Genomic DNA, 26,762 nt, shown 5'->3' with positions numbered 1-26,762 from the left:
TATGGACTGGCAGGACCGGCAATACCGCGTCGCCGAATCCGGTTCGGGGCATGCCCCCCCCCCGCGCCGCTGATATCGACTTTTTGCGCCGCGCCAGCGGCAAGGATCCAAAATGAGTATTGTTGAACTGACCAAAGACACTTTCCAGGAAGCCATCACGCCGGACGGCACCCTGATCGTGGACTTCTGGGCGCCCTGGTGTGGCCCGTGCCGCGGTTTCGCCCCGGTCTTCGAGCAGGCCGCCACCGAGCATCCGGACGTCACGTTCGCCAAGGTCAACACCGACGTCGAGCAGGAACTGGCCGGCGCGCTGGGCATCCGTTCGATTCCCACGCTGATGGTGTTCCGTGAAAAGGTCCTGCTGTTCTCGCAACCGGGCGCCTTGTCGGGCGGCCAGCTCAATGAGCTGCTTGCCAAGATCAAGGAAGTGGACATGGAAAAGGTCCACCAGGAAATCGCCGCGGCCCAGGACAGCCAGGACGCGTGATGCGCAAGGGCCCCTCGGGGCCCTTGTGTTTTTCACGCCAGTTGTTCCCAGGCCGAGCGGCCGCGCGTGATGTTGGCCGCCGTCATCTCCAGGTCGGCCACGGCGTCGCGCGGCACCGTGAAGCGCAACGCCACGCCGTCGGCGCTGAAATCCTCCTGCACGATCACCGCGCCGGCCTGCGCCAGCCGCGACTTCAATAGCGGCAGCTCGGCGAAGCCGCAGGCGCACGCCACCGTGGCCAGGTCCACGATCTCGGCGCGCGGACCGTTGCGCAGGCAGTTGGCGGCGCAACCGCCATAGGCCCGCACCAGCCCGCCGGCGCCCAGCTTGACGCCCCCGAACCAGCGCACCACCAGCACCGCCACGCGGTCCATGCCCTGCCCTTCGATCGCCTGCAGGATCGGGCGTCCGGCCGTGCCGCCGGGCTCGCCATCGTCATTGAAGCGGTATTCCTGGCCGATGCGGTAGGCCCAGCAGTTGTGGGTCGCCTCGGGGTCGCTGTGCGCCGCGAAGAACGCCATGGCCTCGTCGATGCTGGAGACGGGCGCGGCATGCGCGACGAAGCGGCTTTTCTTGATGTCTTCCTCGTGCGAGCAGACAGCGGTCAAGGTGGTAGTCATAGCCCGGCATTGTAAGGGCCGGATCCAGGCCGGACCCCGGCCGCGCCTGGCGCGGCCAGGACGGACGGCTCCGGCGCGCGGGCCTCAGCCGTGGCAGTCGGCGACTTCCTGGTCCAGGTAGACGTCGAAGGCCACGTCGCGCGCCCACTTGGCCGGCAGGGCTTTCCAGGCGCCGGCCCGCGCCCAGTCGCGCATGCGCGCATCGAGCCAGGCCTGCGTGGCGGTGTCGGCCGCCGGCAGCAGCCACACGCGTTCCTGGCGGGCGCCGTCGGCGCCCAGCGTGGCCGAGAATTTCTTCCATTCGGGAAAGCGCATCAGCGGTTCCCACACCGCGTCGTCGACCAGGCCGATATCGCAGCCGCCTTCGCGCACCGCCACCAGCGCGTCCGACGGCACGCGGTAGGTGCGCACCACCGCGCCCCAGCTGCGGGCCAGCGCCTGCGCGCCGACGGCGGCCTCGGCCATGCAGACGCTGCGGCCGCGGGCATCGCTGCCCTGGCGCATGCGGGTATCGCTGCGGATCACGGCCTTGGGACGCGCGGCGTAGCCGGTGGCGACCGCCGCCAGCGACGCGGGCAGCGCCTGCCCCGGCTGCGCACGGTCGGCCAGCACCACGTCGACCTCGCCGGCGGCCAGCAGGCGGGCCGCGTCGGCGGCCGCCACCTGCCGCAGGCTGAACGGCAGGCCCAGGTCCTGCGCCAGCTTCTCGGCCATGGCGAGGTCCAGTCCTTCGGGGGTGCGGATCTTGGCGCCGGCCGCCGGCGCGGGCGCCAGGTACGGCACGCCCACCACCAGCTCGCCGCGCTGGCGCGCGGCCGCCAGGCCGTCGGCCGGCGCCGCGCCGCTGGCCGCGGACAGCAAGGCCGATACGCCGATCAGGAGACAAAACACGCGCCGCATCCCTGGCCTCACACGTACTGGTAGCGCAGCAGCCGGTGCTTGAGGTTCTCGAGCACGAACTGGTCGATCAGCGCGGCCAGCACCGCGATGACCAGGATATTGGTCATCACGCCGGTCATGTCGGCGATCTCGCCCGAATAGGCCAGCGAACGGCCCAGGCCCTTGCCGAAGCCGATCAGCATCTCGGCCGAAATCAGCGCGCGCCAGGCGTTGCCGAACGCCAGCTGGGCGCCGGTGATCAGCTCGGGCATGACGGCCGGCAGGTACACGCGCTTGACCAGGCCCCAGGGCGTGGCGCCCATGACGCGGGCGGCCGAGACGTGCACGCGCTGCACCGACTCGGTGGCGTTCATCACGCTCAGGGCCGCCGGGAAGAACGCCGACAGCGCCACCACCACGATGATCGGCGTGCTGCCGAAGCCCATCACGATCAGGAACAGCGGCACCCAGGCGATCGACGGAATCGACTGCAGGATAACGATGGCGCTGCGCAGCACTTCGCGGAAGAAGAACAGCACCGCCGCCACCAGGCCGAAACCGATGCCCGCCGCCAGCGCCAGGCCGTAGCCCGCGCCCAGCCGGCCCAGCGTGCCCATCAGGCTCTGGTGGAACGATTGCTTGCCCAGGTCTTCGAACAGGCGTTCGAGCACCGCCGGCACGCCCGGCATCAGGAAGTCGGGCAAGGCGAACGCCGCCGCCTGCCACAGCGCCAGGATGAACAGGACGCCCAGCACGCCCGCCAGATGCTTGCGGGCGCCGGTCACACGGGTCGATGCGCTCAAAGCTTGCGAGCCTCTTGCCAGGACAGGTCGACGATGCTGGAGACGTCGTACGGCTTGCCGTCGCGCGTCTTGAGCGAACCCTGGGCCTGCAGGATGTCGGCGATCTCCTGCATGCGCTTGGTGTCCTTCTCGGTCAGCTTGGGCGTGAACACCTGCGTGCTGATGGCCTCGGCGATCACCGTCTCGCGCGGCAGCTCGCCACGGTTCAGGGTCTTGAGCGTGGGCTCGGCGATGAAGTACGAGGCGATCAGCTTGGAGGCCTGGGCCGGTTCCTTTTGCAGCAGCGCGATGGCCTGGTTCTGAGCGTCCAGCGCCTTCCAGACGTCATCCTTGCGCTTGGCCAGCGTCTCGCCCGAGGTGATCACCACCATGCACGGGAATGGCCAGGCCTGGCCCACTTCGTAGATCTGCTTGACCGGCGCCACCAGCTGCGCGATGCGGTCGTAGGGTTCGAACAGGAAGGCCGCGTCGACGCGCTTGCCCACCAGCGACTGCACCGCCACCGCCGGGCTCACGCCCATCACGTTGACGTCGTCCGCGTCCAGGTTGCCCTGCTTGAGCACCACGCCCTTGAGCACCACGTCGGCGGCGCTGCCCTCGGCCTGCGAGGCCAGCGTCTTGCCCTTCAGGCCGGCGATGTCCTTGATGCCCGAATCGTCGCGCACGATCAGCGAGTGGTAGCCCTGCTGCGCGCCGCCCACCACCTTCAGGTCCGCGCCTTTCGAGGCCCAGGCCACGGCATTGGTGAAGCCCAGCACGCCGATGTCCAGCTGGCCGCCGACGATGGCCTTGATCAGGTCGGTGCCCGACTTGAACTCGATCAGCTCGGAATCCAGGCCGGCCTTCTTGTAGTAGCCGCCCTCCTGCGCCACGATGGCCTGCGCATCGTCCATCACGCGCAGGTAGCCGACGCGGAATTTCTCGGCGGCCATGGCGGGCGCCGCCGCCAGGAGCGCCGCGGCCAGCGGCAGGGACAGCCATTGCTTGAATTTCATGGGAAAAGCTCCAGGGAATCGAGGATGGCCGGCGCCGGTGGCGCCGTCCGTAAACCGGAAAATCAGGGAATCAGGCCGCCAGCGCCAGGTCGGCGTGGGCCGACGAACCGTCGACGGCGATGCCCAGCAAGCGCAGGATCTCGCGCTTCTCGGCGGCCAGGTCGGACAGGTCGTGGCTCTTGGCGCGATGGGCCAGGTTGAATTCGCGCAGCACCCGCGCCGGACGCGGGCTGAACACCACGATGCGGTCGGCCAGGAACAGCGCCTCGTCGACGTCGTGGGTCACCAGCAGCACGGTGGGCTTTTCCTGCGCGATCAGCTGGCGCAGCACGTCCTGCAGCGCCAGGCGCGTCAGCGCGTCAAGCGCGCCGAAGGGTTCGTCCATCAGCATGGTCTGCGGCTGCGCGATGAAGGCGCGGGCCAGCGCGGCGCGCTGGCGCATGCCGCCGGACACCTGATGCGGGTAATAGTGCTCGAAGCCGGCCAGGCTGACGCGCGCCAGCCACTCGCGCGCCGCCTCGCGGGCGCGCTTCTTGGGGGTCTTCTGGAATTCCAGCGCCAGCGCCACGTTGTCTTCCAGAGTCAGCCATGGATACAGCGCGTGTTCCTGGAACACCAGCGTGCGGCTGGGATGCGGGCCCGTCACGGCCTTGCCGTCGGCCAGCACCTGCCCTTGCGTGGGTTTTTCCAGGCCGGCGGCCAGGTGCAGCAGGGTCGACTTGCCGCAGCCGGACGGGCCGACCAGCGCGACCAGCTCGCCGGTCTTGAATTCGCTGGTGAAGCCGTCGACGACCGGCAGGTCGCCGAAGTGCTTGTGGACGTGGTCGAAAGTCAGGTTCATGGAACGAATCGTGGGCGCGCGTTGGGGAACGGGCCTAATCTAACAATTCGTTATATGAATCCAAACGATCAATATCGAATGTTCTTAAGACTTTTGGTTATAAACAAAGCACCTCAGGCCGCCGCCTGCGCGCGGCTGGCGTGGCGCTGCAGTCCGAATGCGATCAGGAAGCCCAGCAGCACCGACATCGCCGCCGCCAGGAAGATCGCCGGATAGCCGAAGCCGCCCGAGATGTAGCCCGCCACCGGGCCGGTGGCGCCCAGGGCCAGGTCCAGGAAGGCGGAATACGCGCCCAGCGCGGCGCCGCGGCTGCCGGCCGGCACGCGCGCCACGGCCTCGACGCCGATGGCCGGGAACACCAGCGCGAAGCCGCAGCCGGTCAGGGCCGCGCCCACCAGCGCGGCGGTGGGATTGGGCGCCAGCCACAGCAGCGCCAGGCCGGCGGCCTCGACCAGGAACGACACCTGCGCCACCTTGAAGCCGCCAAAGCGCGTGATGGTGCCGGCGAACAGCAGGCGCACGCCGATGAAGGCGCAGCCGAACGCGCTGAGCGCGTGCGCCGCGCCCTCCCACGAGAAGCTGGCGTAGTACAGCGCCACGAAGGCCGCCAGCGTGCCGAAGCCGACCGAGCCCAGCCCCAGCGCCATGCCGTGCGGGAACACCCGCAGCACCACGCTCTTGAAGGCCATGCGATGCCCGCCGACGATGGCCACCGCGGCCCGCGCCAGCGCCAGCCCCAGGCCGGCCAGGCCCAGCAGCAGCACCGCGCCGCCCAGCGCGCCCATGCTCCATTCGGTTTCCAGGTAGACGCCCAGCGGCGCGCCCAGCGCCAGCCCGCCGTAGGTGCAGATGCCGTTCCAGGAGATCACCCGCGCCGTGTGCAGCGGGCCGACCCGGGCAATCGCCCAGGTGGCCGAGCCGGTGCCGACCCAGCTTTCGCCGAAGCCCAGCGCCAGCCGGCTGACGATGATGGCGCCCAGGCTGAGCCAGGCGCTGCGCTCAAAGGCATAGGCCAGCAGCAGGAACACGCCGCTGGCGGCGCAGGCCGCCATGCCGATCACCACGGTCTGCTTGGGTCCGACCGTATCGGCCATGCGGCCGGCGTGCGAGCGGCTCAGCAGCGTGGCTACGTACTGCACGCTGATGGCCAGCCCCGCCAGCACCGAGCCGTAACCGAGCTGGCCGTGCACGTAGCCGGGCAGCACCGCGAGCGGCAGGCCGATGGCCAGGTAACAGATGAAGGTGAAAAAGGCGATCGCGACGATGCGCGAGGTCAACGCGAACGTCCCGATGGGCTGGCCATCGGGCGTGGTATGAGGTGTGGGAGGCATGGCTGACGGGGTGGAACCTGGCGCAACGGGCCAGGGTTTACCCGGATGATAGCCCAGCAGGATTGCGGCTGGCTGAACGGGATTCGGCCAGCCGCCTCAATGCGGGGATCAGGCTTGGGGGATCAGGCTTCGATACCGCGCGAGGATAGGTAGTCTTCGTAGCCGCCGCGGTAGTCGACGATCTCGCCCGACGGCAGGATCTCGATCACGCGGGTGGCCAGGCCCGACACGAATTCGCGGTCGTGCGAGACGAACACCAGCGTGCCTTCGTACTTTTCCAGCGCGAACTGCAGCGATTCGATCGATTCCATGTCCAGGTGGTTGGTCGGCTCGTCGAGCAGCATGACGTTGTGGCGGCCCAGCATCAGGCGGCCGAAGGTCATGCGGTTCTTTTCGCCGCCGGACAGCACCTTGGGCGCCTTGGGCAGGTCGTCCGCCGAGAACAGCAGGCGGCCCAGCACCGAACGGATCGACTGGTCGTCGTCGCCCGGCTGGCGATGGTCGCCCATCCAGTCGAGCAGGTTGATGTCGGTCTGCAGGAACTGATCCGACACGTCCTGGGCCATGTAGCCCAGGTCGGCGTTTTCCGACCACTTGACGCTGCCGGCGTCCGGCGCCAGGTCGGTGGCCAGCAGGCGCAGCAAGGTGGTCTTGCCGACGCCGTTGGCGCCGATGATGGCGATCTTCTCGCCGGCATCGACCATGGCCGAGAAGTTGCGGATCACGGGCGCGTCGTAGGACTTGGACAGGCCTTCGACCGTGACCGCCAGGCGGTGCATGACCTTGTTCTGCTCGAAGCGGATGTACGGGTTCTGGCGCGACGAGGGCTTGACCACGACCTGCTCGGCCTTGATGCGGTCGATCTGCTTGAGACGCGAGGTGGCCTGGCGCGACTTGGACTTGTTGGCGGCGAAACGGCGCACGAAGTCCTGCAGTTCGGTGACGCGTTCCTTGGCCTTGGCGTTGTTGGCCACCAGGCGCTCGCGGGCCTGGGTCGAGGCCAGCATGTAGTCGTCGTAGTTGCCCGGGTAGATGCGGATCTCGCCATAGTCCAGGTCGGCCATGTGGGTGCAGACCTGGTTCAGGAAGTGACGATCGTGGCTGATGATGATCATCGTGCTCTGGTAGCTGTTGAGCACGCTTTCCAGCCAGCGGATGGTGTTGATGTCCAGGTTGTTGGTCGGTTCGTCCAGCAGCAGCACGTCCGGGTTCGAGAACAGCGCCTGCGCCAGCAGCACGCGCAGCTTCCAGCCCGGCGCCACTTCGCGCATCGGCAGGTTGTGCTGGTCCACGGCGATTTCCAGGCCCAGCAGCAGCTCGCCGGCGCGGGCTTCGGCGGTGTAGCCGTCATATTCGGCGAACTTGGCTTCCAGGTCGGCCGCGCGCATGTAGTCGTCTTCCGACGCTTCCGGGTTGGCGTAGATCGCGTCGCGCTCGGACATCGCGGCCCACATCTCGGTGTGGCCCATCATCACCACGTCCAGCACGCGCAGGTCCTCGAAGGCGAACTGGTCCTGGCGCAGCTTGCCCAGGCGCACGCCCGGCTCCAGCGAGACGTTGCCGGCCGACGACTCCAGGTCGCCGCCGATGATCTTCATGAACGTCGACTTGCCGGACCCGTTGGCCCCGATCAGCCCGTAGCGGTTGCCTTCCCCGAACTTGACGCTGACGTTCTCGAAAAGGGGCTTGGGACCGAACTGGATGGTGAGATTGGCGGTGGATATCACGGTGGTGTCTTGGGGGGAATCTTGGTTTTGAGGTCGCGCAGCGGCCAAAGCGGATGCGGCGAAACCCGATAGTGTACCAAGCCCATCTGTCCGGAGCTTGCCACGCAAGCGCACAGGCGTGGCGCTCGGGCTGGCGTCGAGTGCCATTTGTTGTCTTAAAGTAAAAATTTGTATTAAATCGGGTACCATTGCGCCCTCGACACGCGCGCTTCCTGCCCGCCGGGCCATGGAGGCTGACTCAACCCCTAGCCGCCGTCCCGTGACCGATTCGTCCCCGCCCTCCGGAAACGTCAAGTTCTATTTCCGCTCATTGATCGTCGCCGCGCTGGTCGCGATCACCATGTTGTGGGCGACGCCCCGACTGACGCCCAGTTCGGATCTGCTGACCTACGCCATTGCCCGACTGCAGGCGCGGCTGGTGGGCGGCTATTACAGTCCCGCGCATCGCAACGACACCACCGTGGTGCTGATCGACGACGATTCGCTCGATCCGCAAAAAGGCGCCTGGCCCGTCCCCTACCGCACGCATGCCCGCTGGCTGCGCAATATCGGCCTGATCCACAAGCCCCGCGCCATCTTCCTTGACATCACCTTCGGCCGCGAAAGGGACGACCCGACCTTGCCGGAGCTGGTCTCTGCCCTGTGCGAGCTGCGGGACGCCGGCGTGCCGGTGTTCCTGGCCGCGCTGCCTGGCGACGATGGCGGACTGCGGCTGCGCGCGGGCCTGGCCACGCCGGCCGGCCAGCCGCCCTGCTTCACCCTGGTGGACGTGCGCTATTCGGCCAGCAAGGTCGACCGGCTGGTGTGGAGTTATCCGCTCTGGTCCGACGGCGACACGCGCAGCGCCGCGCTGGCGATGGCGCAGGACGTGGCCGGCATCGCGCTGCCCAAGGGCGAAGAGGCCATGGCCCTGACCTGGGGTGTCGACAACCTGGGCCAGCGGCCTTTCTCGCCCGACTGCCGCCTGGCGCGCGGCGGCTATCCCGAAATGCTGCCGGGTTACGTGCGCAGGCTGCTGTACGGCCCCGAGGCGAGCAAGCCGATCTGCCCCTACACCCGCACGCTGACCTTGTCCGAACTGCGCGCCGCCGATACCGACCAGGCCCGCCTGGAGGACCTGCTCACGGACCGCTACGTCATGATCGGCGCGGCGTTGAGCGGCTTCAACGACACTGTGCTGTCGCCCGTGCACGACGTGATCCCCGGGGTCTTCATGCACGCCATGGCGCTGGACAACCTGCTGACCTACCGGGACCACTACAAGCGCGCGCTGGAATGGGAAATCTGGCCACCCAACATCCTGTGGCTGCTGGGCATCCCCATCGTCATGGCGGCGCACTTCCTGCACTGGCTGGCCCAGTGGCTGGTCGTGCAACTGCGCGAAATCAATGGCTGGACCAGACGCTGGCTGGTGCCGCCGAAATCATGGCGGCTGACCGCGGCGACGCCCCCGGCCGAGGGCACCGAGATGCTGCCGCAGCGGCCCGCGCGGTGGATCGCGCTGGGCGCCGCGCGCGGCCCGCTGACGCGCCTGCGCCTGCTGCGCGCCGTCTGCGCCGATCGCGCCTGCCGCCGCTGGCTGGCGCGCAAGGTCGCGGAAAAGCTGCTGATCGCGCTGGCGCTGACACTGGGCAAGGCGGCCTCCATCCTGCTGTCTTCGCTGGTGGTCATGTACATCGTGCTGATCGCGCAGGAATGGGTGGACGTCGGCACCCTGCCCATTGTCGACCTGGCGGTCATGGCGCTGGCCGCGCACTGGCTCGGCTGGACCGACACCGTCACCAAGTTTCTCGGCGGCAAGCCCAAGGCGGACGCGACCACCCCGCCCCCGGCGCCGCCGCAATCTTCCGCCAAACCTCAGGAGTAGAACCGCATGATCCAGCCTTCCTCCATGATTGCCGCCGCCCTCGCGGCGTTGGCCCTGTACGGCGCGCCGGCCCTGGCGGCCGACCAGATCGTCGGCGCCAGCCTCAAGCCGCTGCCGCTCTATGCACAGCCGGGCGGCGGAACGCCGGCCGCCCAATCCGATGGCCAGGGCATGCCGTGGCCGGTACTGGAAAGCCGCGAAGAGTTCTACCGGGTGAAGGTGAACGGCGCCGACTACTGGGTGGACAGCATGCAGGTGCGCGTGGCGCGCAATTCGTCGGCGCAGTGCGGCCCGGTGGTCAAGCGCGTGCCCGGTCCCACCGGCTCCACCGCCGGCGCCGGCGAAAATGCCTGCCGCTGACATGGCGATGCCCTTCCATCACGCGCCCCGCCTCGCGGCCCTGACCCTGGCGATGGTCCTGGCTGGCTGTGCCAACATGCCCGGCGCCGGCCTGTCGTTCAAGACCGGGGAATTGCCGCCCGCCCCCACCGACCGCAAGTGGCCCGACGCCGACCGCGACGCCCGCAATCAGCGCGCGCAACACATGGGCCTGGTTGCCATGCCCGAGATGCAGGGCTACCTGAACGGCCTGCTCGGCCGTATCAAGGATGCCGCCGGCGTACCCGGCTGGCCAGGCGCGGTGTACGTCACCGCTTCCCCGGCGCTGGAGGCCTACAGCACCGGCGCGGGCAATATCTACCTGTCGATCGGATGGCTGTCGTCCGCGGAGTCCGAGGACGAGATCGTCGCCATCCTGTCGCACGAATTTGGCCACATCTACCTGGACTATCACCAGCTGGAAGCGGCCAATACGACCAGCGACCAGGTCGCCACGCTGGCGGCGCTGGGCGTGGCCCTGGCGCAAAAGGCCGGCAGCGCGACGGGCTGGAGCCCGGTGGACAGCGTGATCGCTTCCTATGCCTTCGGCAAGGACGTGCTGGTCCCCGCCTGGAACCGGCAGCAGGAGGAAAACGCCGATCGCTTCGGCGCCACCGTCAGCCTGCGGCTGGGCTATTCCTACACGCAAGGGTTCAAGGCCTTCCTGGAGCGTCAGGCCACCTGGGAAACGGACAACGCCAGGATCCAGGAAGAAGACCGCAAGCGCATGGTCGAGCAGATCAAGCAGGCCGCCGCGCAGGATGCGCGCAAGCAAGCCAAGGCCTCGGGCAACCAGGTCGCGCCGCTGACCGAGATGCAGGCGTCGCTGAGCTCTGGCCTCGCTGGCGCCAGCGAAGACCTGCGCAATGGCCTGGACGACATCTGGAAAAAGCTGACCGTCAGCCATCCCAGCACCGAAGCGCGGCTGACCTCGCTGACCGGGCAGGTCACGCCGCTGATGGCCGGCAAGCCTCGCCCCGCGGCCACCATCGCGCCGTGGGACAAGGCGCGCGCGCAACGTCGCAGCGCCACCGTGCTGAAGAACTATCAGAGCGCCAACGCCGCGCAACAGGCGCTGCAGGCGCAGGACTATGTCCAGGCGCGCAAGCTCGCGGCCCAGGCCGCCTCCGGCCCGACCGCACAGCAGGCGTTGCCGCTGCTGGCGCTAAGCATGGCGCAAGGCGAACCCGGCAAGCCGTCCACCCGCGCCGCCGCCCTGCTGGACCGCAACCTGCAATCCGAGGGCGACCGCGCCTGGCGCATTTATGTCCTGCGCGCCAACAATCTGCTGGGCTCGGGCCAGCGCGCACCCGCCACCGCGGTCATGAACCAGGGCTTCGAGTATTTCAAGGATGCCGGCCTGGCCTGGCCGGAGGCCATTGCCTTCTACGGGCAGACCGACAGCTGGGACAGGGCGCGCAAGCTGGCGCAGGAATGCGCGTCGCGCTTTCCCAGCTATGCCGGCGCCTGCAACAAAGCCGCGCAGACACCCGCCGAGCAGGCCGAGGCCAAGCGCCGCGGCGAGCAGAAGGCGCAGTCGTTGGTCGACAGGCTGTTCAAGAAGTGAAGCACGCCACGCGGCGGGCCTTGCGGCCCGCCCGCGTCAATGATGGTGCTCGTCCAGCACCAGGTGGGCCAGGCCCTTTTCGGTGGCGATGCCGACCTTCTGGCCGATCGGCAGCGTCGCCTTGGTGGCCACGTGGCCGTACGGCAGGCCGGTCACCACCGGCACCTTGACCGTCTTGCGCAGCCAGGCCGCCACCTCGTGCAGGTCGTAGCCCTTGTCGTGCGGCGCCAGCTTGTAGTCCGAGAAGCGGCCCAGCACGATGGCCTTCTGCTTGCCCAGGATGCCCGCCTGCCACAACTGGATCAGCATGCGTTCGATGCGGTACGGGTGCTCGGCCACGTCTTCCAGGAACAGGATGCCGCCGCGCACCTTCGGCATGTACGGGGTGCCGATCAGCGAGGCCAGCATGGCCAGGTTGCCGCCCCACAGGATGCCGCGGCAATCGACCGGGTCGGCGTCCTGGGTCTCGAAGCTGAGGATTTCCAGCTCGCCGCGCATCACTTCGCCGAACAGCGCTTCGGTCAGGTCGTCGACCTTCTTGCCGCCGAAGTCGTAGATGGCGGTGGCGCCGGTGTAGCTGACCGCGCCGGTCTGCGCCAGCAGCGCCAGGTTGAAGGCGGTGAAATCGCTCATGCCGACGAAGCGCTTGCCGCTGTCGGCCATGGCCTTCCAGTCAACCAGGTGCAGCAGCCGGCCCATGCCGTAGCCGCCGCGCGTCACCATGACGATCGGCAGCTTCTGCTTGGCGGCGCGCGTCAGGCTGGCCAGGCGCTGGGCGTCGGTGCCGGCAAAGCGCTGGTGTTCGGCCAGCGCGGTGCGGTCCAGCGCGGTCTTGAAGCCCTGCGCGGCCAGGCGCTCGCGCGCCAGCTCGACGGTCTGCGGGTCGCGCACCGCCGACGACGGCGAGATCAGGTAGATGCCGCGCGCGTCCGGGAAGCTGTGGACGTGGCCCGGCTCGTGGTCGTGGCTGTGGTCGTGGCCGCAGGCCTCGCCGCATTCGTGATCGTGGTCGTGCGCGTGGCTGGCGTGGTCATGCGCCGGGGCGGCGGCCGCCCTGGCGCCGCGCGCCTTGGCGCCTCGGGTGTTGCTCATGCGATGGATTCCTTGGCGCGGCGTTCGCGGAAGAACCGGCGCAGCAGCTCGCCGCAGGGTTCCGCCAGCACGCCGCCGGTGACTGAAGTGTGATGATTGAGTTTGGGCACCGAGCCCACGTCCAGCACGCTGCCGCAGGCGCCGGTCTTGGGGTCGTAGGCGCCGAACACCACCCGCGCCAGGCGCGCGTGCAGCATGGCGCCGATGCACATGACGCAGGGCTCCAGCGTGACGTACACGGTGATGCCCGGCAGCCGGTAGTTTTCCAGGGCGCGCGCCGCGCCGCGCAGGGCGACGATCTCGGCATGCGCGGTGGGGTCGTGGTCGATGATGGTGCGGTTGTAGCCGCGCCCCAGGATGTCGCCCTGGGCCGAGACCACCAGCGCGCCCACCGGCACCTCGCCGATGTCATAGGCCGCCCGCGCCTCTTCCAGCGCCAGCGTCATGAATTCGGCGTCCTGCGCGGTCCAGGGCGGCACGGCCGCCATGGCGATCGGCTCAACCACGGTACACCCGCGACTTGAGCGCGATGCGGCCGGCCAGGCTGGTCACGGCCTCTTCGAGCCACTGGTAGAGCTCGGCGTTCTCGTCGTAGCGCGCCTGGTTCAGGTTCGACACCCGGCCTTCCTCGATGAAGCCCCAGGCGCGGCTGCGCTTGTCGCGGTGCTTCGGATCCCAGACGCCGAAGGCGTAGCCGCCGGCGCGCCGGATCAGCGAGAAGCACGGAATGTCGGTGTAGCCGTCGCCGACGAACACCATCTGGTCGAACGGCACCCGCAGGCGGTCCTCGGGCACCTTGCGGTTGACCTCGAACGGCTTGTTGCGGAAATCGCGGCCGATGATGCCCTTCTGGATGTGGAACAGGTAGCGCGTCTTGTCGGTGAAGCTGACGATGCGGCGCGGAAACTCGATGCCGCCGTCGGCGCCGTAGGTGAATTCGGAGGCCCAGATCTCGGTGAACTCGTGCGCGATGGGCGTGGAGCGGACCACGTCGCCGATGCCGCTGGAGATCAGGTAGAACTCCAGCTGCACCTGCGGCTGCGCCGCCCGCACCGCGGCGCGCAGGCGCTGGAACAGCGTGACCACGCCATCGTGCAGTTCGAGACGCGCGCCCCAGTCGCGCAGCCGCTGCTGCGTGATGAGGCCATGCTTGCCCTCGCGCGAGAGCTGGATCATCTGGTACAGATAGGCCGGGACCGGGTCCCAGTCCTGGTTGGACAGCAGCGGATCGACCTGGTCTTTCCAGAAGGACGCCGTGTCCACCCCGATGCTGTCCAGGAAACCGGACGTGCTGTCCGAGGCCAGCGTGTCGTCGAAGTCGAAAATCAGGGCGATGACGTCGGACATGGATATGCGTAAGTAAGGGCGACAGCCGCCATTTTGCCTGATTGTGGCGGCGGCCGGGGCGCGGGGAAGGACGCATCGCCCCTCCCCTGGCGCCATCGATCGCCCGTTACTGGCGCATCGGCGCGGGCGGCGGCGGCGCCATGCCCGGAGCGGGCGCCATGCCGGGCGCGCCAACCGGCGGCGGAGGCGGCGGCACCGTGCCGGCGGTGCCGGCCGGCACCTGGATCACGGTTTCACGCAGCACGCCGCCGCCCTGCACGCTGCCGCGCACCTGGGTCGGCGAGGTCATCTGCGTGATGCAGTCCTGGCGCGAATCGGCCGGCAGGCGATTGCAGCGGTCCAGCATGTTCTGCTGGTGCTGGTCGGTGGTGCCGTCGCTCAGGCGCTGGCGGTTGGCTTCCTCGCGGGCGGCGCCCGCCTCGCGCATGCAGGCGGTGCGCTCCTGGCCGGTGCTGCCGTTCTTGCAAGCCGCCACATCTTGTTCGTATTGCGCCTGGATGCCGGCGCGGCCGATCGGGTCGGCCGCCTGGGCCGCTCCCGCGGCCAGCATCAGGCCAGCCGCGCAAAGGGATGCCGCGAGGCGTTTGGTGTGCATGGGACGTACATTCATGGCCAGCTCCTTGGAGAAAGAGGATTGAACCCGAACGGCGCGGGCCTGGCTGGGCCGGCACCGTCTGCTTGATACAACTATCCCACGATGACACGACGGGGACATGTCCAGCAACGTGCAATCGTAAGCCGAAGTTTCCGATGCTGCGACGCAATATTCATTGCGCCAACGCAATTCGTCCCCGAAAAAGCGCCGATACGTCCCCGTGTACCCGGCGCCGCCCTGCCCGCTACCTCGCGTCCAGGTCGGCGTCGGCCTTGGTCAAACGGTTACGGTAAACCGCCGCGCGCATCAGCAGCATCGCCGTCACCGGCGACGACACGATCAGCAGCAACGTGATGATCACTTCATGGAACACGGGCCGCGACGACAGCGCCGAGAACACCAGGATCGACGCCGCCAGCACGCAGCCGCAGCCCAGCGTGTTGCCCAGCGTGGGCGCGTGGATGCGGGCGTAGAAGGTGCGAAAGCGCAGCAGCCCGGCCGAGCCGGTCAGCGCCAGCAGGCCGCCCAGCACCAGCAGCACGCTGGCCGGAATGCTGGCCCACAGGGGAAGATTGTCGATCATGGCTCGATCACCTCGCCGCGCAGCAGGAAGCGGGCCATGGCGGTCGAGCCCACGAAACCGAACAGCGCGATCAGCAACGCGATGTCGAAGTACACCGACGTGCCCGAGCGGATGCCGAACACCAGCATGGTCAGCATGCCGTTGATGTAGAGCGTGTCCAGCGCCAGCACGCGGTCCTGCGCGGTGGGGCCGCGCAGCAGGCGGATGGCGGCGAACACCATGCCCAGCGCGAAGCACACCAGGGCAAAGGACGCCGCCCAGTAGAGTATGGCGTTCATTCGAAGATCTCCATCAAGGGGCGCTCGTAGCGGTCCTGCACCAGGCGCACCCAGTCTTCCTCGTTCTGCAGGTCGAGCACGTGCAGCTTGAGGCGGTGGTCATCGCCCAGTTCGACCCAGACGGTGCCGGGCGTGTAGGTGACGATGCAGGCCAGCATCGCCAGGCCATGCGGATCGCGCATGGTCAGCGGGATCTTGATGAACCCGGGCGAGAAATCATTGCGGCGCGGATTCAGGATCAGCTTGGCCACCGCGATGTTGGACTTGATGATGTCCACCGTCACGTGCCAGAACAGCGGAATCGCCTTCCACAGACGGCGCGGCCGCGCCTTCAGCGGCCGCAGGCGCGAGGCGGCCCAGGTGAACCACAGGGCCAGCGCCACGCCCAGCGCGATCTGGCCGGCCGACAGGCTCTCGTTCAGCACCAGCCACAGGACGAACAGGAATACCGGCAGGAAGAGGAAATAGAGGCGGCGCATCAGTTTCCTCCCAGCGTGGCGCGCACCGTCTGCGCGGACATGACGGCGTCGATATAGCTCTTGGGCTGGTCCAGCGAACGCGCGGCGTCATCCAGGTAGGCCGACACCGGGCCCGCGCCCGCCGCCAGGCCCACGCACAAGAGCAGCAGGACCGCCACCGGCCCCGCCTCGATCACACGCAGGCGCGGCGTGCTGCGATCGTCGCTGGCCCAGAACACGCGGATGCCGGTGCGGCCCAGGCCGATCAGCCCCGCCAGGCCGGACACCAGCACGGCCGCCACCAGGATCCAGGCGTCCATCGGCGGCGCCGACTCGTTGGCCGCCGAAACCGCCGCCGACAGCAGCGAGAACTTGGCGACGAAGCCGGACAGCGGCGGCAGCCCGGTCACCAGCAAGGCGCAACAGATGAAGGCCAGGCCGAGGAACGCCATGGCCGCCGGAATCGCCACCCCGACCACGTCGTCGGAACGATTCACCGAGGCCGGGTCGTCCAGGTCGAACGCGTCCAGCGTCACCGCCAGCACGTTGGCGCCGAAGCTGCGGGTGCGTTCGATGAGTTCGGCCAGCATGAAGAACGCGCCCGTGGTCAGCACCGAACTGATCAGGTAGAACAGCGCCGGGCCGGTCAGCGTCACGCCGGGCATGCCCAGCGCCGTCAGCAGCGTGCCGGCCGAGACGATCACGCAATAGCCCACCATCTTCTCGAGCTGCTGCGTGGCCAGCAGGCCCAGGCCGCCGAACAGCAGCGTGGCCAGGCCGGCCGCGAACATCCAGTCCAGGCTGAACGCCGCCGGCGCGCCGGTCGGCAGCAGCAGCGAACCGATGCGCAGCAGCGCGTAGATGCCGACCTTGGTCATGATCGAGAACATGGCCGCGATCGGCGCGCCGGCCGAGCCGTAGCCCTTGACCAGCCAGAAGTTCAGCGGCCAGGCGCCCGCCTTCACCAGGAAGGCCACGCCGAGGATGGCGGCGCCGGCCTCGAACAGCATGCGGTCGGAACCGGTCAGGTTGCCGGCGCGCAGCGCCAGGTCGGCCATGTTGAGCGTGCCGCTCACGCCGTAGATCAGCGCAATGCTGATCAGCAGCAGGAACGAGGCCACCAGGTTGACCGCGATGTACTGCAGGCCGGCGCTGACGCGCGCCACGCCCGAGCCGTGCAGCAACAGGCCGTAGGACGCGGCCAGCAGCACCTCGAAGAACACGAACAGGTTGAACAGGTCGCCGGTCAGGAAGGCGCCGTTCAGGCCCATCAGCAGGAACTGGAACAGGGAATGGAAATGCACCCCGGCCCGGTCCCAGCGCGCCAGCGCGTAGGTCAGCGAGGCCAGGCCCAGCACCGCGGTCAGGGTCAGCATGACCGCGGCCAGGCGGTCCACCACCAGCACGATGCCGAACGGCGCGGGCCAGTCGCCCACCAGGTAGACGCCGACGCCATGCGGCCAGACGTCCGGCACGGCGCCGCCGGCGACCGCCAGCAGCGCGATGGCCGCGGCCAGCTGCGCCAGCGTCGACAGCATGGCGATCGCGCCGCGCGTGTAGCGGCGGGTGTCGCCCAGCATCAGCATCACGGCGCCGGCCAGCAGCGGCGTGATGATGGGCAATACGGGAAGATGTTGCAGCCAGAAACTCAAGATTGGGACTCCCGTCCATCGACGTGGTCGGTGCCCGTCAAGCCGCGCGAAGCCAGCAGCACCACCAGGAACAGCGCGGTGGTGGCGAAGCCGATCACGATGGCCGTCAGCACCAGCGCCTGGGGCAACGGATCGGCGTACCAGGAAGGATCATGGGCCATGGCCGGGTCCACCACCGGCGGCCGGCCCGAGGTCAGGCGGCCCATGCCGAAGATGAACAGGTTGACCGCATATGAGACCAGCGACAGGCCCATGATGAACTGGAAGGTGCGCGGCCGCAGCAGCAGCCAGACCCCCGAGCCCGCCAGGACGCCGATCGCGACGGCGTAAATCAATTCCATCAGGCTTCCCCCGTTTGTGCGGCGGCCGCCTGGCTTTCGGCGGCAGCCTTGCGTTGTGCGCGCAGCGATTGGTGGGCCAGCGCCACCAGCACCAGCACGGTGGACCCGACCACCAGCATGTAGACGCCGAGGTCGAACAGCAGCACGCTGGACAGGTGCACGTGTCCCACCAGCGGCAAGGCGATGTCCCAGGCCAGCGCGGCCAGGAACGGTTTGTAGGCGAGCCAGGCCGTCACCGCCGCCGTGCCGGCGAACAGCAGGCCGATGCCGATCCAGTTCTGCGGGTTCAGCCGGCTGCGCGACTCGACCCAGTAGACCCCGCCCACCATGTACTGCAGGATCACGGCCGTGGCGAAGATCAGCCCGCCCACGAAGCCGCCGCCGGGCTGGTTGTGGCCGCGCAGCAGGAAGTACACGGAAATCAGCGCCGCGGTCGGCAGCAGCAGGCGCACCAGCACCGTCGGCACCATCATCGGGCCGGTCGGCACGATCGTCTTGATGTCCGGCGCGGCCGGCACCGGGCCGTCCTGGTCGATCTGCTGGCGCGGCAGGTCGGCGCTCTCGGCGGCCGGCCGGAAGCGGCGCAGCAGCGCGTACACCGTCAGCGCCACGATGCCCAGCACCGTGATTTCGCCAAAGGTATCGAAGCCGCGGAAGTCCACCAGGATCACGTTGACCACGTTGGTGCCGCCGCCGTCGGGCAGCGCGCGGTCGACGAAATACGAGGAGATCGTGTCGGTCTGCGGCCGCACCAGCACCGCGTACGCCAGCGCCGCCATGCCGGTGCCGGCGGCGGTGGCCATCAGCAGGTCGCGCAGGCGGCGGCCGCGGGCGCGCAGGGTCGCCCCCAGGCCCTCGTCCTCGTCCTGCTCGATGCGGCGCGGCAGCCAGCGCAGGCCGAGCAGCAGCAGCACCAGCGTCACCACCTCGACCGACAGCTGCGTCAGCGCCAGGTCGGGCGCCGAGAACCAGACGAACGTGAGACAGGTCACCAGGCCCGCGCCGCCGGCCAGCGCCAGCGACGCCAGGCGGTGGTACTTGGCCTGGTAGGCCGCGGCCACGGCGCAGACGCAGCCCACCAGCCACAGCAGGGCGAAGGCCGGATCGACCGCGGCCGGACGGCCGGCGCCTTCCAGCCAGCCGCCTGCCCGCAACGGCAGCCAGGCCACGAACAGCGTGCCCAGCACGATCAGCAGCATCTGCACCTGCAGGCGCGACGAGGCCAGCCAGCGCAGCAGCCAGGCGGCGGCGACGCTGGAGCCGTCGAGCAGCGTCTCGAACGAGCGGCGGCCGTCCAGGCGGTAGATGAACGGCACCCGGCCGGGGTTGGCGCGCTGGTGCGCGCGCAGCGCCAGGTACAGGATGACGCCCGAGGTCATGGCCACGAAGCTCATCACCAGCGGCAGGTTGACGCCGTGCCACACGGCCAGGCTGTATTCGGGCATATCGGCGCCCAGGATGCTCTGCGCGGCGGTGGCCAGGAACGGGCCGAGCGTCACGCCCGGCAGGATGCCCACCACCAGGCACATCAGCACCAGCAGGCCGCTGGGCAGCAGCATCCAGCCGGGCGGCTCATGCGGCGCGCGCGGCAGGTCGGTGGCCGGCGGGCCGAAGAACACCTGCAGGATGAAGCGCAGCGAATAGGCCACGCTGAAGGCCCCCGCCACCGTGGCCGCCAGCGGCAGGCCCACCTTGGTGATCCAGTCGCCGCTGACGAAGGTGGTCTCGGCGAAGAACATTTCCTTGGAGATGAAGCCGTTGAGCAGCGGCACCCCGGCCATCGAGGCCGCCGCCACCATGGCCAATGTGGCCGTGATCGGCATGGCCTTGTACAGGCCGGACAGGCGGCTCAGGTCGCGCGTGCCGGTCTCGTGGTCGACGATGCCGGCCGCCATGAACAGCGAGGCCTTGAAGGTGGCGTGGTTGACCATGTGGAACACCGCCGCCACCAGCGCCAGCGAGCTGTTCAGCCCCAGCAGCAGCGTGATCAGGCCGAGGTGGCTGATGGTCGAATACGCCAGCACCCCCTTCATGTCCTGCTGGAAGATGGCGGCGTAACCGCCCAGCACCAGCGTAATCAGCCCGGCGCCGCCGATGATCCAGAACCACTCGTCGGTGCCGGACAGCACCGGCCAGAAACGCGCCAGCAGGAACACGCCGGCCTTCACCATGGTGGCCGAGTGCAGGTAGGCCGACACCGGCGTGGGCGCGGCCATGGCGTTGGGCAGCCAGAAATGGAACGGGAACTGCGCGCTCTTGGTCAGCGCGCCCAGCGCCACCAGCACCAGCACGGCCGGATACCAGGGGTCGGCGCGCACCACGTCGCCGGCGGCCAGCACGCGGTCCATGTCGTAGCTGCCGACGATGTGGCCCAGGATCAGCACCCCGGCCAGCAGGCAAAGCCCGCCGGCGCCGGTCACCGTCAGCGCCATGCGCGCGCCGCGGCGGGCGTCCAGGCGGTGGTGCCAGTAGGCGATCAGCATGAAAGAAGCCAGGCTGGTCATTTCCCAGAACATGACCAGCTGGATCAGGTTGCCCGACAGCACCACGCCGAGCATGGCGGCCATGAAGGCCTGGAAGAACGAGAAGAAGCGCGGCACCGGGTCTTCCGGCGACATGTAGTAGCGCGCGTACAGCACCACCAGCGCGCCCATGCCCGAGACGATCAGCGCGAACAGCCAGGCGTAGCCGTCCATGCGCAGGGTGAACTGCAGGCCCAGGGCGGGCGCCCAGGGAATGTCGACGCGGACCACGCCGCCGCCGGCGACCTGCGGATAGAGACTGGCGACCAGAACCGCGCAGGCCAGGGCGATGATGCCCGCCAACCAGGCCTCGGCATTGCGGGCGTTGGAAGGCAGCAGCGCGGCGCACAGGCTGCCGGCGAACGGCAGAGCGAGGATCAGTATCAGCGACATGGCGTTCCGAGAATGTCCGGGCCCCCTCCCGCCAGCGCAGCAGCGAGAGACGAAACAGACCGGGGATTGAAAAACGGACGGAACCCTGGCCCGGTGCGTCGCTGCACTACACGTTGCCCCGCGGGGACATCAACCAACGCCCATTGAACGGCGCGGACAGAAACAAACGCAATAGTTTTCTTGCAAGACCGGCCAAGAATCTCATCCGAAAAATATCAGATTCTTGTAAGTTATGCAGAGATTTATGCGCGTACCTGGGGGATGACGACATGATCGCTGCGCAATCATTACGCATCGATGACCGGCCCCAATTTCGTTCAAGTTCTTGTCAGCATACGTTTTTTTGCGTCATCGTCGCGCTTCGGGCCGGCTTCCGCCGGGGTAAAAATACCCACACGGAACGCAGGGGGAATACCGATTGACCGGTTCCCTATAACTGTGTGGAATGGCGCCCACGAAGCGACGGCCGGCCGGCATCCGGGTCCGGCGCGCTTCACCGACGCCGGCCAACGAAGCCGGCCGGCTCGGATTTCAATAATATGGAGAAGACTCTTGACCGTGCTGTCCCAAGCCAAGGCCGTCCTGGCCACCGCCCTCGCCGGCCTCTGCCTCAGCGGCGCCGCGCACGCCGCTGACGCCTACCCCAACAAACCCATCCGCCTGATCGTGCCGTTCGCGGCCGGCGGCACCACCGACATCGTCGCCCGCGTGGTGGCCGAAGGCCTGGGCCGCGAACTCGGCCAGGCCGTGGTGGTGGAAAACCGCGGCGGCGGCGGCGGCTCGATCGGCGCCGACGCGCTGGTCCGTTCCGCCCCGGACGGCTACACGCTGGGCGTGGCCACCGTCAGCACCATGGCCACCAACCCGGCCACCAACCCCAAGAACCCCTACAACCCGCTCAAGGACTTCGCGCCCATCACCAACATGGTGAACGTGCCCAACGTGCTGACGGTCAACCCGGCCGTCCCGGCCAAGACCATGGCCGAGTTCATCGCCCTGCTCAAGGCCAACCCGGGCAAGTACAGCTACGCCTCGTCCGGCGCCGGCGGCATCGGCCACCTGGACGGCGAGCTGTTCAAGTCGCTCACCAAGACCGACATGGTGCACGTGCCCTACCGCGGCTCGGGCCCGGCCCTGAACGACGTCATCGCCGGCCAGGTCAACGCCCAGTTCGACAACCTGCCCTCGTCCATGCCCCACATCCAGGCCGGCAAGCTGCGCGCCCTGGCCGTGGCCGCGCCCAAGCGCCTGCCCACCCTGCCGGACGTGCCCACGTTCTCCGAAGGCGGCCTGCCGGAAATGGACAACATGGCCTGGTACGGCCTGGTCGCCCCCGCCGGCACGCCGCAGGCGGTGATCGACCGCATCCACGACGCCACCGTCAAGGCGCTGAAGGATCCCAAGATCATCCAGCGCCTGGCCGACGGCGGCTCGCTGGTCGACGGCAACACGCCGGCCGAATACGCCGCCCAGATCAAGCGCGAACTGGAGCTGCGCCAGCGCATCGCCAAGGAACGCAACATCCAGTCGACGAACTGAGGTTTGTCGCGCGGCCTCGCCGCGTGACCCGGGCTCCAGTCCGTCTGCCCGCCGCCACGCCGTGCCGGCGGGCCCTTTCCGAGGCCGCCGGCACAATGCGCACCCTGCGCGGCGCCAGATTCGGACAGTCCCACGCCACATCGGCGATCGCCGGGCAGATGACGCGCCCGCGCTCTGCTACCATTTCGCCCGTGCGAATCGATTTCTCCCATCCTTCCGACACCGCTTGCGTGCTTTGCGCCCTGCGCTCGACCCTGTTGAGCTCGCAGGAAGTCGCCGCGCGTTCCGCCTACGCGCGCTCCAAGCCCGGCTAATCGCCGGCATCCCCCCTTCCCGCTTTCCGTCACCGGCCCGCCGCCGGCCGCCTGCACGCCCGTACCTTTGTTGCGCGCGGCGCGGTTCGAGGCCGGCCGGCGCGACCGCCCTGCCGCATGGCCGGGCGGTCTTGCCACGTTTTCCGTCCGCGCGCCGACTGTGACCGGCGGGCGGCGCCACGCCTTGATTGCCACCGAACGCCATGCAACTCACCAAGAAATTCGTCAAAGCCAAGAACCCCTGCGCGGGCGGCTACAAATGGTTCCTGCGCGACCACAACGGACAGGGGGACTACCAGGCCGTCCTCGATGCCCTGGTGGCCGACGGGCGCGTGGGTGACGCCTGCTGGCTGCTGGACCAGTTCGGTCCGACCGACGCCGTGCTGAAGCTGGACACGCTCGACGCCCACGCCATCGTCTTCGCCGGCACGCTGGAGGTGCGCATGGGCATCAACGTCGACAGCGTGGTGCGGGCCGGGCGCAGCATCGTCACCGGCGGCGGCATCCGCGCCGGCGAATCGATCGTGGCCGGCGAGAACATCGCCGCCGGCGCCAACATCGCCAGCGCTGGCGACCTGCGCGCGGGCGGCGACGTGTCCGCCGAATGGGGCATCGAGGTCGCCGCCGCCTTCGACTGCCGCGGCAACCTGCGCGCCAAGTGGGACATCTGCGCGGGCCAGGACCTGGCCGTGACCGGCCACCTGCGGGCCGGCCAGGACGTGCAGGTGCAAGGCGCCCTCAAGTGCGGCCAGGGCATCAAGGCCGGCGGCGGCGTGCAGGCCGCCAAGGACATCGATGCCGCCTGCGGCATCCAGGCCGGCGCCGCCATCGCCTGCGGCGGCCACCTGGCCGCGGGCTGGGGCCTGATCGCCGGCGAAGACATCCGCGCCGACGGCTCGATCCGCGCCGGCGAAGGCGTGCAGGCCGACGGCCGGATCGAGGCCGGCGACGGCCACGGCGTCTATGCCGGCCTGAACGTGCGCCTGGACGCCTGGGCGGTCTGCGCCCGGGTCCAGGCCCGCGAACGGCCGGCGCAACTGGTCAGCGGCCACTGGGCCGGCCAGGAAGAGACCGCGCACGCGTAGCACGTACAGCGCCGTCGCAACGCCTGGCGCGACGGGCCGCGCGGCAATCAGCCCCACCCCGGCAGATGTCAGCCGCCCGGCCGCGCAGCCGGCGTGCGCAACACCAGCATCAGGCCCAGCAGGATCCCGGCCATGCCGCCCAGGCTCAGCAGCGACAGGCGGTTGCCCAGCACCAGGTAGTCCAGCGCCGCGGTGCCGGCCGGCACCAGGTAGAACAGGCTGGTGACGTTGACCAGGTTGCCGGACTGGATCATGCGGTAGAACAGCAGCGTCGCGCCGACCGAGATCACCAGGCCCATCCACAGCAGCGGCAGCACGAAGCCCACGCTCCAATCCGCGTGCAGCGGCTGGAACGGCGCGAACAGCAGGCACAGCGCCAGGCTCACCACGTACTGCAGCGGCATCACGTCCATCGGCGCCTGGCGCACGCGCTTTTGCAGGATGGCGCCCGCCGTCATGCTGGCCAGCGCCGCGAACGCGAAGGCCATGCCGGCCATCGAGAACCGCGCCATGCCGATGCTCTGGAACATCACCATCGCCAGTCCGCACAGGGCCAGCAGCAGGCCCGCCAGCCGCAGGGGCGGATAGCGGCGCTCCAGCAGCGCCAGGGTCAGAATGGGTTGCGCCCCCAGCAGCGTGGCCAGCACGCCCGGCGTGATGCCGTGGTCCAGCGCCAGCAGATAGCAGATGGAGTAGCTGCCGATCAGCAGCAACCCGGTCAGCGCGACGATGCCGCGCGTGCCGGGAGCCGGCAGCCAGCGCCGCCGTGCCAGGCAGATCACCAGCAGCACGGCCAGCGCCAGAACGAAGCGCAGCAGCAGGAAGCCGAAGGCCGAGGCGTGCGCCAGGCCCCATTTGGCGAAGATCGCGCCGCCGCTCCACAGCAGCACGAACAAGGAAGTGGAGCCGTAGGCGGCCCACGCATTGCGATTGAAAGACATGAAGATTTCTACCTGTCGGGTATGGAACAGGCTCCCGCGGCGTGCGCGCGTCTTGCGGCGCGCGAACGGATCAGGCGTGGACGCGCGGCGGGCGGGCGCGAACGCAAACGCATCAGCGCATCAGCGCGGCGGATCCAGGCGGTAAGGCGGGAGCGGGAAGTGAGGGGCGGTCAGCCGACGACGGCGACCACGGGCGGATAGGCGCCCGCGACACCGACGACGACATCGCACGGCGGCGAAGCCACCGGCGGCGATACGACCGTCGAGACGACAGGAGAAACAACGGGAGGCGACACGCCGTGCCGCAGGCTTGCGCGCACGCCGGCGCCGGCTGCGCGGGCAGCGAAGGCGGATTCGGCGGAAGGCGTGAAGTCGGGCATGTGAAGCGCGTCGGGTTCGGTGATGAACCCGTGTAGGCTACCGGCGCGGCGCGCCAGCGTCAAGCGCCGATGCGGCGCTGCTCGACGCCGAGGTCGCGCCAGGCCTCGCCATGGCAGGTGAACATCAGGATCTGGTGGCGCGTGGCGGCATCGAACAACGCGCGCTTCATCAGGTCGCGGCGGTCGTCGTCGGTGTGCACCAGCGCATCGTCCAACAACAGCAGCGTCGGCCGTCCGGCCTCGCGCAGCAGGTCGGCGTAGGCGAAGCGCGCCAGGATGCCCAATTGTTCGCGCGTGCCGAAGCTGAGCGCGTCCAGCGGATCCTCGCCGCCCGCGCGTTGCAGGGCCGCGGGCAGCAGCGCCTCGTCCAGGCGCAGCGCGGACTCGGGGAACAGCAGCGCCAGGTAGTGGCTCAGGCGGCGCGCCAGCGGCGCCTGCAGCCGCTGGGTGGCGGCGTCGCGCTTGCCGGCCAGCAAGGTGGACAGCAGCTCCAGCGCCTGCGCGCGGCGCTGGAATTCGTCGCGGCGGCGCTGCAGGCGCTCGCAGGCGGCCTCGGCCTCGGACAAGCGTTCGCCCAGGCCCTGCGCGCCGGCCTGCTCCAGCTTGCCCAGCAACTGCTGGATCTCGCTGTGGCGCTTGTGCTGGGCGTCGCGTTCGATGGCGGCGGACTTTTCGTAGCGCTGCGCGTCCTGCTCCAGCAGTTCCGGCCGCAACGCTTCCAGGGCGGCCTGCGCCTGGCGCAGGCGTTGTTCGAGCAGGTCGTGGCCGCTGCGGGCCTCGGCCAGCCGGCCGGCGCGGGCCTGGCGCTGCGTCGTGCGTTCCGCCGATTGCAGGTCGGCGCCGCGCGCGGCGGCCTGGGTTTCGAGCAACTGGGCACGGGCGCTGTCGGCATCCAGCGCGCGCTGCGCGGCCGCCAGGTCCTGCTCGGCCTGCGCCGCGCTGGCCTCGGCATCGCGCAACGCCTGGCGCGCGGCGGGCGCATCGACGTCGTCCGCCTCCGCCGCCGGCGGCAGCAATGCCAATCGCTCGGCCAGTTGCGCGCGCCGCGCCTGGGCTTCGTTGCGTTGGCCGCGCAATGCGTCCACGCCTTTGGGCGCATGGATCGCCAGCGTCTTGCGCATGGCTTCGAGTTCGCGCTGCAAGGCGATGCCGCGCGCGTGGCGTTCCTCGGCCTCGGCCGCGTGGGCCACGCCCAGGCGCGACAGCAAGGCCGCGCTGGCCGCCTGCATGTCGGCCAGTTCGCGCTTGAGCGCCGGCAGGTCCTGGCCGCCCGGCGCGATGCGCAGCCGGCCCAGGCCGGGCAGCTCGAGTTCGGCCGCGGCGGTCAGCAACAACTCGCCGCTGCCGGCCAGCGTGGCGCCATCGAGCCGGACCTCGCGGCCCGCATCGAGCGCATACGACAGGCGCGTGGCGATGGCCTGCTGCCGCAGTTGCAGGTCGCCCAGCGCGCGTTCGCTCTTGCGCAAGGCCTGGATGTCGGCGTCGGCGATTTCGATGCGCACGGCCTCGGCCTTCAAGGTCGACCCCTGCTCGATCAGGCGGGTGGCTTCTTCGAGCGCGCCGTCCAGGCGTTCGATGTCGCGCGCCAGCTGGCCGAGCTGGTGTTCGAGGTCGCGGCGGTCGGCCACCGCCTGCACCGCGGCGACCCGCTGGCGCGCCTGTTCGGCGGCGGCGGCGTGCGTGTCGCGCAGCGCGCGGGCGCGGGCCAGCGGCTCCTGGGCCTGCCGGACCGCGGCGCGGGCGGCCT

Annotated in this window: 26 protein-coding genes; 6 read left to right on the top strand and 20 right to left on the bottom strand. The window is 69.3% G+C overall.

Going from position 1 to position 26,762, the window contains the following annotated elements:
• The first annotated feature begins 112 nt into the window (after window positions 1–112).
• On the top strand, window positions 113–487 hold the full coding sequence (locus AOZ49_RS18980) for a thioredoxin family protein (protein WP_006394697.1): 375 nt from the start codon (window positions 113–115) through the stop codon (window positions 485–487).
• A gap of 32 nt (window positions 488–519) precedes the next feature.
• Here the strand turns inward: AOZ49_RS18980 and AOZ49_RS18975 are convergent, their stop codons facing one another.
• The 7 genes from AOZ49_RS18975 to AOZ49_RS18945 form a co-directional block, all read right to left on the bottom strand.
• A complete protein-coding gene (locus tag AOZ49_RS18975; protein WP_054431350.1) occupies window positions 520–1,107 on the bottom strand; it encodes an IMPACT family protein in 588 nt (195 codons plus the stop codon).
• Between the two features lie 84 nt (window positions 1,108–1,191).
• Window positions 1,192–2,007, bottom strand: coding sequence for a transporter substrate-binding domain-containing protein (locus AOZ49_RS18970; RefSeq protein WP_054477111.1), 816 nt, complete (start codon window positions 2,005–2,007; stop codon window positions 1,192–1,194).
• Window positions 2,008–2,015: 8 nt separating this feature from the next.
• Window positions 2,016–2,789, bottom strand: a complete 774-nt coding sequence (locus AOZ49_RS18965; protein WP_049073452.1) for an ABC transporter permease — start codon at window positions 2,787–2,789, stop codon at window positions 2,016–2,018.
• Complete coding sequence (locus AOZ49_RS18960; protein WP_054477109.1) at window positions 2,786–3,784, bottom strand: ABC transporter substrate-binding protein; 999 nt, start codon at window positions 3,782–3,784, stop codon at window positions 2,786–2,788. Before AOZ49_RS18960 ends, AOZ49_RS18965 begins: the two co-directional genes overlap by 4 nt.
• Window positions 3,785–3,854: 70 nt before the next feature.
• Entirely contained in the window at window positions 3,855–4,625 is a 771-nt protein-coding gene (locus AOZ49_RS18955) for an ABC transporter ATP-binding protein (RefSeq protein WP_054431347.1), read from the bottom strand.
• 113 nt (window positions 4,626–4,738) lie between these two features.
• Window positions 4,739–5,956, bottom strand: a complete 1,218-nt coding sequence (locus tag AOZ49_RS18950) for an MFS transporter (RefSeq protein ID WP_054477107.1) — start codon at window positions 5,954–5,956, stop codon at window positions 4,739–4,741.
• A gap of 122 nt (window positions 5,957–6,078) precedes the next feature.
• Window positions 6,079–7,683 (bottom strand): ABC-F family ATPase, encoded by a 1,605-nt coding sequence (locus AOZ49_RS18945; protein WP_054431345.1) that lies wholly within the window; start codon window positions 7,681–7,683, stop codon window positions 6,079–6,081.
• A gap of 259 nt (window positions 7,684–7,942) precedes the next feature.
• Here AOZ49_RS18945 and AOZ49_RS18940 point away from each other — a divergent pair, with 259 nt between their 5' ends.
• From AOZ49_RS18940 to AOZ49_RS18930, 3 genes are read left to right on the top strand one after another with little or no spacing between them, the layout of a single operon-like run.
• Window positions 7,943–9,550 (top strand): CHASE2 domain-containing protein, encoded by a 1,608-nt coding sequence (locus AOZ49_RS18940; protein WP_197286748.1) that lies wholly within the window; start codon window positions 7,943–7,945, stop codon window positions 9,548–9,550.
• 6 nt (window positions 9,551–9,556) lie between these two features.
• Window positions 9,557–9,910, top strand: a complete 354-nt coding sequence (locus AOZ49_RS18935; RefSeq protein ID WP_054431343.1) for a hypothetical protein — start codon at window positions 9,557–9,559, stop codon at window positions 9,908–9,910.
• Complete coding sequence (locus tag AOZ49_RS18930) at window positions 9,897–11,495, top strand: M48 family metalloprotease (RefSeq protein WP_231690386.1); 1,599 nt, start codon at window positions 9,897–9,899, stop codon at window positions 11,493–11,495. Before AOZ49_RS18935 ends, AOZ49_RS18930 begins: the two co-directional genes overlap by 14 nt.
• Before the next feature lie 36 nt (window positions 11,496–11,531).
• On the opposite strand, the gene AOZ49_RS18925 is transcribed toward AOZ49_RS18930, so the two are convergent.
• The 10 genes from AOZ49_RS18925 to AOZ49_RS18880 form a co-directional block, all read right to left on the bottom strand.
• Window positions 11,532–12,587 (bottom strand): LD-carboxypeptidase, encoded by a 1,056-nt coding sequence (locus AOZ49_RS18925; RefSeq protein ID WP_054477102.1) that lies wholly within the window; start codon window positions 12,585–12,587, stop codon window positions 11,532–11,534.
• The gene (gene tadA, locus AOZ49_RS18920; protein WP_054431340.1) at window positions 12,584–13,075 is read right to left on the bottom strand and encodes a tRNA adenosine(34) deaminase TadA; all 492 of its coding nucleotides are present in this window, start codon (window positions 13,073–13,075) and stop codon (window positions 12,584–12,586) included. The genes AOZ49_RS18925 and tadA overlap by 4 nt, the downstream gene beginning before the upstream one ends.
• A gap of 10 nt (window positions 13,076–13,085) precedes the next feature.
• Window positions 13,086–13,934 carry an HAD family hydrolase gene (locus AOZ49_RS18915; protein ID WP_054477100.1) on the bottom strand — a complete coding sequence of 283 codons (849 nt, stop codon included), beginning with the start codon at window positions 13,932–13,934 and terminating at the stop codon, window positions 13,086–13,088.
• A 106-nt stretch (window positions 13,935–14,040) separates the two neighbouring features.
• Window positions 14,041–14,544: a hypothetical protein gene (locus tag AOZ49_RS18910; RefSeq protein ID WP_231689845.1), complete on the bottom strand. Its 504-nt coding sequence runs from the start codon at window positions 14,542–14,544 to the stop codon at window positions 14,041–14,043.
• A gap of 229 nt (window positions 14,545–14,773) precedes the next feature.
• The gene (mnhG, locus tag AOZ49_RS18905; protein WP_054431337.1) at window positions 14,774–15,112 is read right to left on the bottom strand and encodes a monovalent cation/H(+) antiporter subunit G; all 339 of its coding nucleotides are present in this window, start codon (window positions 15,110–15,112) and stop codon (window positions 14,774–14,776) included.
• Window positions 15,109–15,390, bottom strand: coding sequence for a K+/H+ antiporter subunit F (locus AOZ49_RS18900; RefSeq protein WP_006394683.1), 282 nt, complete (start codon window positions 15,388–15,390; stop codon window positions 15,109–15,111). The genes mnhG and AOZ49_RS18900 overlap by 4 nt, the downstream gene beginning before the upstream one ends.
• On the bottom strand, window positions 15,387–15,869 hold the full coding sequence (locus AOZ49_RS18895; RefSeq protein WP_054477098.1) for a Na+/H+ antiporter subunit E: 483 nt from the start codon (window positions 15,867–15,869) through the stop codon (window positions 15,387–15,389). Before AOZ49_RS18895 ends, AOZ49_RS18900 begins: the two co-directional genes overlap by 4 nt.
• Window positions 15,869–17,500, bottom strand: coding sequence for a monovalent cation/H+ antiporter subunit D (locus AOZ49_RS18890; protein WP_054431335.1), 1,632 nt, complete (start codon window positions 17,498–17,500; stop codon window positions 15,869–15,871). Before AOZ49_RS18890 ends, AOZ49_RS18895 begins: the two co-directional genes overlap by 1 nt.
• Window positions 17,497–17,841, bottom strand: a complete 345-nt coding sequence (locus tag AOZ49_RS18885; protein ID WP_006227452.1) for a Na+/H+ antiporter subunit C — start codon at window positions 17,839–17,841, stop codon at window positions 17,497–17,499. The genes AOZ49_RS18890 and AOZ49_RS18885 overlap by 4 nt, the downstream gene beginning before the upstream one ends.
• Complete coding sequence (locus AOZ49_RS18880; protein WP_054431334.1) at window positions 17,841–20,756, bottom strand: monovalent cation/H+ antiporter subunit A; 2,916 nt, start codon at window positions 20,754–20,756, stop codon at window positions 17,841–17,843. The genes AOZ49_RS18885 and AOZ49_RS18880 overlap by 1 nt, the downstream gene beginning before the upstream one ends.
• 552 nt (window positions 20,757–21,308) lie before the next feature.
• On the opposite strand from AOZ49_RS18880, the gene AOZ49_RS18875 reads away from it, so the two are divergent.
• A complete protein-coding gene (locus tag AOZ49_RS18875) occupies window positions 21,309–22,295 on the top strand; it encodes a Bug family tripartite tricarboxylate transporter substrate binding protein (protein ID WP_054431333.1) in 987 nt (328 codons plus the stop codon).
• Between the two features lie 517 nt (window positions 22,296–22,812).
• Window positions 22,813–23,694, top strand: a complete 882-nt coding sequence (locus AOZ49_RS18870) for a hypothetical protein (RefSeq protein WP_054477096.1) — start codon at window positions 22,813–22,815, stop codon at window positions 23,692–23,694.
• Between the two features lie 68 nt (window positions 23,695–23,762).
• Here the strand turns inward: AOZ49_RS18870 and AOZ49_RS18865 are convergent, their stop codons facing one another.
• From AOZ49_RS18865 to AOZ49_RS18860, 3 genes are all read right to left on the bottom strand, one after another.
• Window positions 23,763–24,635 (bottom strand): DMT family transporter, encoded by an 873-nt coding sequence (locus AOZ49_RS18865; protein WP_054431331.1) that lies wholly within the window; start codon window positions 24,633–24,635, stop codon window positions 23,763–23,765.
• Window positions 24,636–24,805: 170 nt separating this feature from the next.
• Window positions 24,806–25,015 (bottom strand): hypothetical protein, encoded by a 210-nt coding sequence (locus AOZ49_RS32570; protein WP_156333309.1) that lies wholly within the window; start codon window positions 25,013–25,015, stop codon window positions 24,806–24,808.
• Between the two features lie 59 nt (window positions 25,016–25,074).
• Window positions 25,075–26,762, bottom strand: a 1,688-nt coding sequence (locus AOZ49_RS18860) for an ATP-binding protein (RefSeq protein ID WP_369815823.1), incomplete at its 5' end; no start/stop codon positions are given.

The sequence above is a fragment of the Achromobacter sp. 2789STDY5608615 genome (assembly GCF_001298995.1).
GTDB classification, from domain to species: Bacteria; Pseudomonadota; Gammaproteobacteria; order Burkholderiales; family Burkholderiaceae_B; genus Achromobacter; species Achromobacter insuavis.
The sequence above is the reverse complement of the archived record's forward strand: the minus strand, read 5'-3'. Positions and strand labels throughout refer to the sequence as shown.